We start from the raw sequence: 5091 nt of genomic DNA, 5'->3' as shown, positions 1-5091 counted from the left end.
GCCGGTGAGCGACAGCCGCGTCTTCACCGGATATTTCGACAGCGTCGCCAGGATTTCCTTCATCGGCTTGCCAAGATCGATCTTGATGACATCGCCGCCGAGCGCCTGTTCGACCTGCGGCAAATATTGCGCCGGGTTATGCTCAAGCTCCTCGAGATAGACGCCGTCCTTGGTGATCTTGCCGAGTACTTGCCGGTCGGCCGAACACGACACGCCGAGACCGATGGGAAGCGAGGCGCCGTGACGCGGCATGCGGATGACGCGGACGTCGTGGCAGAAATACTTGCCGCCGAACTGTGCGCCGACCCCAAGCGACTGCGTCATCTTGTGGATTTCCTGCTCCATCTCGAGATCACGGAAGGCATTGCCATCAGCCGAACCATGCGTCGGCAGCGCGTCGAGATAGCGCGCGGAAGCGAGCTTCACCGTCTTCATGCAGAGCTCGGCCGAGGTACCGCCGATCACGATGGCGAGGTGATAGGGCGGGCACGCCGCGGTGCCCAGCGTCAGGATCTTCTCCTTCAGGAACGCCAGCAGGCGGTCCTTGGTCAATACCGAGGGCGTCGCCTGAAACAGGAAGCTCTTGTTGGCCGAGCCGCCGCCCTTGGCCATGAACATGAACTTGTAGGCGTCATCGCCTTCGGCGTAGATCTCGCACTGCGCCGGCATGTTGTTGGCGGTGTTCTTTTCCTCGTACATCGACAAAGGCGCGACCTGCGAATAGCGCAGATTGCGGCGCAGATAAGCATCGCGCGCGCCTTCCGACAGCGCCGCCTCGTCCTCGCCGTCGGTGATGACGTTGCAGCCCTTCTTGCCCATGATGATCGCGGTGCCGGTGTCCTGACACATCGGCAGCACGCCGCCGGCAGCGATGTTGGCGTTCTTCAGAAAGTCCAGCGCCACGAACTTGTCGTTAGGACTGGCTTCCTTGTCGTCGAGGATCGCACGCAACTGCTTCAAGTGTCCGGGGCGCAGGTAATGATTGATCTCGCCAAAAGCGGCTTCCGACAGCGCCCGCAGCGCCTCGCGCGACACCACCAGCATGTCCTTGCCGAGGACCTTCTCGACCCTGACGCCCTCGCTCGTCACCTTTTTATAGGGCGTTGAATCCGCGCCCAGCGGAAACAGCGGGGTGTGTTTATAGGGCGGAACGGGCTTCTGGCTGTCGGGAAAGGCGGACGGGGCGTTCATGGGATGGGCTCGTTGGTTGGGCCGGCGTTTGCACCGGCAATCGTCAAAGCCGTTCTAAGCCTTTTTGAGCCAAAGTGAAGGTTATAGGTGCAAGCGGCGCCGTTATGCCCGCGCATAGCCGTTCTTCAAACGGCTATGCCCGGCCATGACGAAAGAGAGATACCACCTTGCACTCCCCGCCCGCTTGAGGTTTTGATGCCGGGACGAAGGGGCTTTTTCCGATGACATCACGACGAGGATTTCGCCGACCGATCCTGCTTGCCGCGGGACTTGCGGTATTCGCACTCGCTGCCTCGCCGGCCCGCGCCGACCGCTGCGAGGACATCGCCAATCAGCTCAAGGGCCAGATCGACGGCCTGAAGATCGGGATCACGGCCGCCAACATGATCTATCTGTCGCATCCGATGGCAAAAGAGATGTCGCTGGGCTGCAAGAATCGCAAATATTCGAACGAACTCTACGTCAAAGGCTTCACCCGCAAGCCGAAGGCGGAATTTCTCGACTTCGTCGCGGGCGCGGCCGCGATCGTCTTCACCCTGCCCAAGGACACATTGACCAAGGGCATCTCAAGCTGCATGTCGCGGATGGGCCTGTTCCGTGGCGACGACGTCTCGATCCGCTACCGCCGCCTCGACATGAACTGCACCCGCACCAAGCAGGACGCCGCAATCGCCATCTCGCGCTCGGTCGACCAATAGCGCCGCGCCCCCGAGAGGCCGGCCTCTTCCCTGGTTCCCCCTTGCCGGAAAAGGTAATCCCCGCGTTCACCATGGCGGGCGTCCGCGCCAGATCATTCGCATTTTAACGATTGAATTCAGACAGGCTTGGGCTTTGCGGCTGCAAAATGAGCCAATTCCCGCGTCCAGCAGGATGAGAGGCCATGAGCGTTTCAAGCGTTTCTTCGCAGCAGTCGCCGCTGCCCTTCAACTATCTCGACAAGAACAACAGCAACACGCAGCCCGTTGGGATCGTTTCGGCCGTTGTGACGCCGAGCACCGGCTCTGGCTCCGACTCCACCCCCGGCGACGACGCCGGTGCGGTTCAGAAGGTGCCTGCCGCCCCGCTGCCGCCGGGCCAGGGAACGCGGATCGACCAGCTCGCCTAAGGCGAAAATCCCCGCCTTCCATCACTTTGCGAAGTGACGTCCGATCATTAGCTGTCCCCTGACAGGGAGGGCCGCTGATGATCGGAAAATGGCTGTTGCAATCCGTCGCATGGATCGGCGGCTTCGCGCTGCTGCTGTTTGTTCCGGCCGGCACGCTGCATTGGCCGGGCGCCTGGGTGTTCCTGGCCTTCATGGTCGCCTCGGGTCTCGGTTTCGGCACCTGGCTCGCGAAGGAAAGCCCCGAACTGCTCGCCGAGCGCATGCGCTCGCCGATCCAGCCCGATCAGCCCGCCGCCGACAAGAAGATCATCTGGGCGTTCGGTTTTGCCAGCCTGATCTGGCTGATCGTGATGGGGCTCGACCAGCGCTTCCACGGCTCGCAGATGCCGCTGGCCTGGCAGGCGCTCGGGCTGGCACTCCTGATCCTGTCCTCGCTGTTCATCGCCTGGGTGTTTCGCGAAAACGCCTTCGCCGCCGCCGTGGTCAAGGTGCAGTCCGAGCGCGGCCATCACGTCATCTCATCCGGGCCCTACGGCTTCGTCCGCCATCCGATGTATAGTGGCGCGGTGCTGTTCCTGGTCGGGATCGCGCTGCTGTTGGGATCGTGGTGGGGCGTGGCGATGACGCCGATCTTCGCCGTCATCTTTGCCGTCCGCACCGGAATCGAGGAAGAGACCCTGATGACGGGATTACCAGGTTATGCCGATTATGCGGCACGCGTGCGCTATCGGCTCGTGCCCGGCGTGTGGTGAGCGAGATGGCTGAACTCAAGACCCTGACCGGCGGCTGCCATTGCGGCCTGGTGCGCTTCGAATGCACCACCGACCTGGCGATGGTCACCGCCTGCAACTGCTCGATCTGCACCAAGCGCGGGCTGCATTTCACCTTCATCGCGCCCGAGCGCTTCGTGCTGCGAGCCGGTGAAGACAACCTCAAGGAATATCTGTTCAACAAGCACGCGATCCACCATCAGTCGTGCGCCGATTGCGGCGTCGAAGTGTTCGCGCGCGGCACCAAGCCCGACGGCACTGCGGTGATCGCGCTCAACGTTTCCTGCATCGACGGCATCGAGCTTGCCAAACTGAAGATGACGCCGATCGACGGCCGCAGCCGATAAGGTTTCTCGTCCTCCACGAAGCTCTTTTTCGATCCGTTGCGCCACAAAAAGCAGCACGGGCTCTGCCGGATTCGTCACACAAGCTTCATCGCAACTGCCGATGCTTTCTCGCGGCGTCGAAACCGCCCTGCCAGGCAGATCGGCAACGGCAAACCTGCGAGAGGACCCTCCATGCATCGCCACAGGATGATCGAAACTGTTTTTTCGACAACCCGATGCCTGCTCGCCGGCGCGAGCATCCTGATCGCTGCGCTGTTCACCGGCCCCGCTCTCGCCGACGATGACGGACGGCCCGTGAAGGTCATGATCATCAATATGTTCGGCGGCACTCCGTTTCCGTTCTCTGAAGCATCCGCCTTTACGGACAATCTCGGACTCAAGGAAGCGATACCGGTTCGCGGCCTGTCGCCCGATTATCCCAACGTGATGTGCAACGCCGACGATGTATGCCAGATGGTCGCCGGCGAGGGCCATGCCAACGTGGCGTCATCGACCATGGCGCTGATCCTCAGCGACAAGTTCGACCTGCGCCGCACCTATTTCCTGATCGCCGGCATTGCCGGGATCGATCCGCACCAGGGCACGACCGGCTCGGCGGCCTGGGCACGTTATCTCATCGACTACGGCATCTCCTGGGAGATCGACGCGCGCGAGATTCCGGGAACGGCGGCCGATCCGAGCACGCCCGCATGGCCCTATGGCTACCTTGCGATCTTTCCGACCGATACCACCAACCAGCCCTGGAACTCGTTGCCGTCAATTCCCACCCCCTATCACAGCGAGATGTATCAGCTGAACGAAGCGCTGCTGCAGAAGGTGCTCGCCCTGACCGGCAAGGTCGATCTCACGGTCAACGACAACGCGACCGCGCAAGCCTATCGAGGCCACTATGCCGAGGCGAAGGCCAAGGCGCCGCCAAGCGTCATTCAATGTGACACGATGGCGGGCGACACCTGGTTTCACGGCATCCAACTCGGCGAACGGGCCGCGGCATGGACCGCGCTGTGGACCGCCGGCAAGGGCACCTATTGCACCACGCAACAGGAGGACAATGCCACCTACATGGCGCTGACCCGCGGCGCCATCACCGGGCTCGTGGATCTCAACCGCGTCGCGGTGCTGCGGACCGCATCGAACTTTGACCGGCCCTATCCCGGCCAGTCGGCCTGGCACTCGCTGTGCAGCTGCGGGCCTGAGGGCGGATCGGGCGGTTTCGTGCCCGCCATCAGCAATCTGTGGACGGCCTCCGCGCCGTTCATCAAGGATGTCGTCGCGCACTGGGACAAGTGGAAGCACGGCGTTCCGAAGTAGCGATCGAGCTTGACCGCTTGGATTCCATCGCAACGTGGCGCTGAACTCCTTCTCCCCGCTTGCGGGGAGAAGGGTTGATAAGGGGCCGCAGCTGGCGCGCGAAGACTCCTCTCACCCGGATCGCGCTCACGCGATCCGATCTCGCCCCGCAAGCGGGGAGAGGTGAAGAAGGACCGAGCCAAGTTCATCGCGCTCCAGCGTGTACTCATAAATTGGCCATGTCGGCCTTACCCCCAGAAGCAGACATCGCCCGGCAATCACGGCATGTCCGTTTTGGGCCGATTCTGTTGAAGAAGTCGGCTCACGATCGAAGCAGCTAAAGATTGCGGGCAAACCGACCTTCTTTCAGGCGGGTATCGGCTGCGGC

Annotated in this window: 6 protein-coding genes; 5 read left to right on the top strand and 1 reads right to left on the bottom strand. The window is 62.3% G+C overall.

From position 1 onward, the window contains the following. Nucleotides 1-1191, bottom strand: a 1191-nt coding sequence (locus VFL62_RS10450; protein WP_325172299.1) for a fumarate hydratase, incomplete at its 3' end; no start/stop codon positions are given. 221 nt (nt 1192-1412) lie between these two features. Here VFL62_RS10450 and VFL62_RS10445 point away from each other — a divergent pair. The 5 genes from VFL62_RS10445 to VFL62_RS10425 all read left to right on the top strand — a co-directional run bounded on the left by VFL62_RS10445 (nt 1413) and on the right by VFL62_RS10425 (nt 4724). Continuing rightward, nucleotides 1413-1889, top strand: coding sequence for a hypothetical protein (locus tag VFL62_RS10445; protein ID WP_325172298.1), 477 nt, complete (start codon nt 1413-1415; stop codon nt 1887-1889). 182 nt (nt 1890-2071) lie between these two features. Next, on the top strand, nt 2072-2296 hold the full coding sequence (locus VFL62_RS10440) for a hypothetical protein (protein WP_325172297.1): 225 nt from the start codon (nt 2072-2074) through the stop codon (nt 2294-2296). Between the two features lie 77 nt (nt 2297-2373). Next, entirely contained in the window at nt 2374-3048 is a 675-nt protein-coding gene (locus VFL62_RS10435) for an isoprenylcysteine carboxylmethyltransferase family protein (protein ID WP_325172296.1), read from the top strand. 5 nt (nt 3049-3053) lie between these two features. Next, nucleotides 3054-3413: a GFA family protein gene (locus VFL62_RS10430; RefSeq protein ID WP_325172295.1), complete on the top strand. Its 360-nt coding sequence runs from the start codon at nt 3054-3056 to the stop codon at nt 3411-3413. Between the two features lie 171 nt (nt 3414-3584). Then, nucleotides 3585-4724 (top strand): purine nucleoside permease, encoded by a 1140-nt coding sequence (locus VFL62_RS10425; RefSeq protein ID WP_325172294.1) that lies wholly within the window; start codon nt 3585-3587, stop codon nt 4722-4724. Nucleotides 4725-5091: the final 367 nt, after the last annotated feature.

It is taken from the genome of Bradyrhizobium sp. (assembly GCF_035701725.1).
GTDB lineage: Bacteria > Pseudomonadota > Alphaproteobacteria > Rhizobiales > Xanthobacteraceae > Bradyrhizobium.
This window is presented reverse-complemented; position numbering and strand designations above follow the sequence as displayed.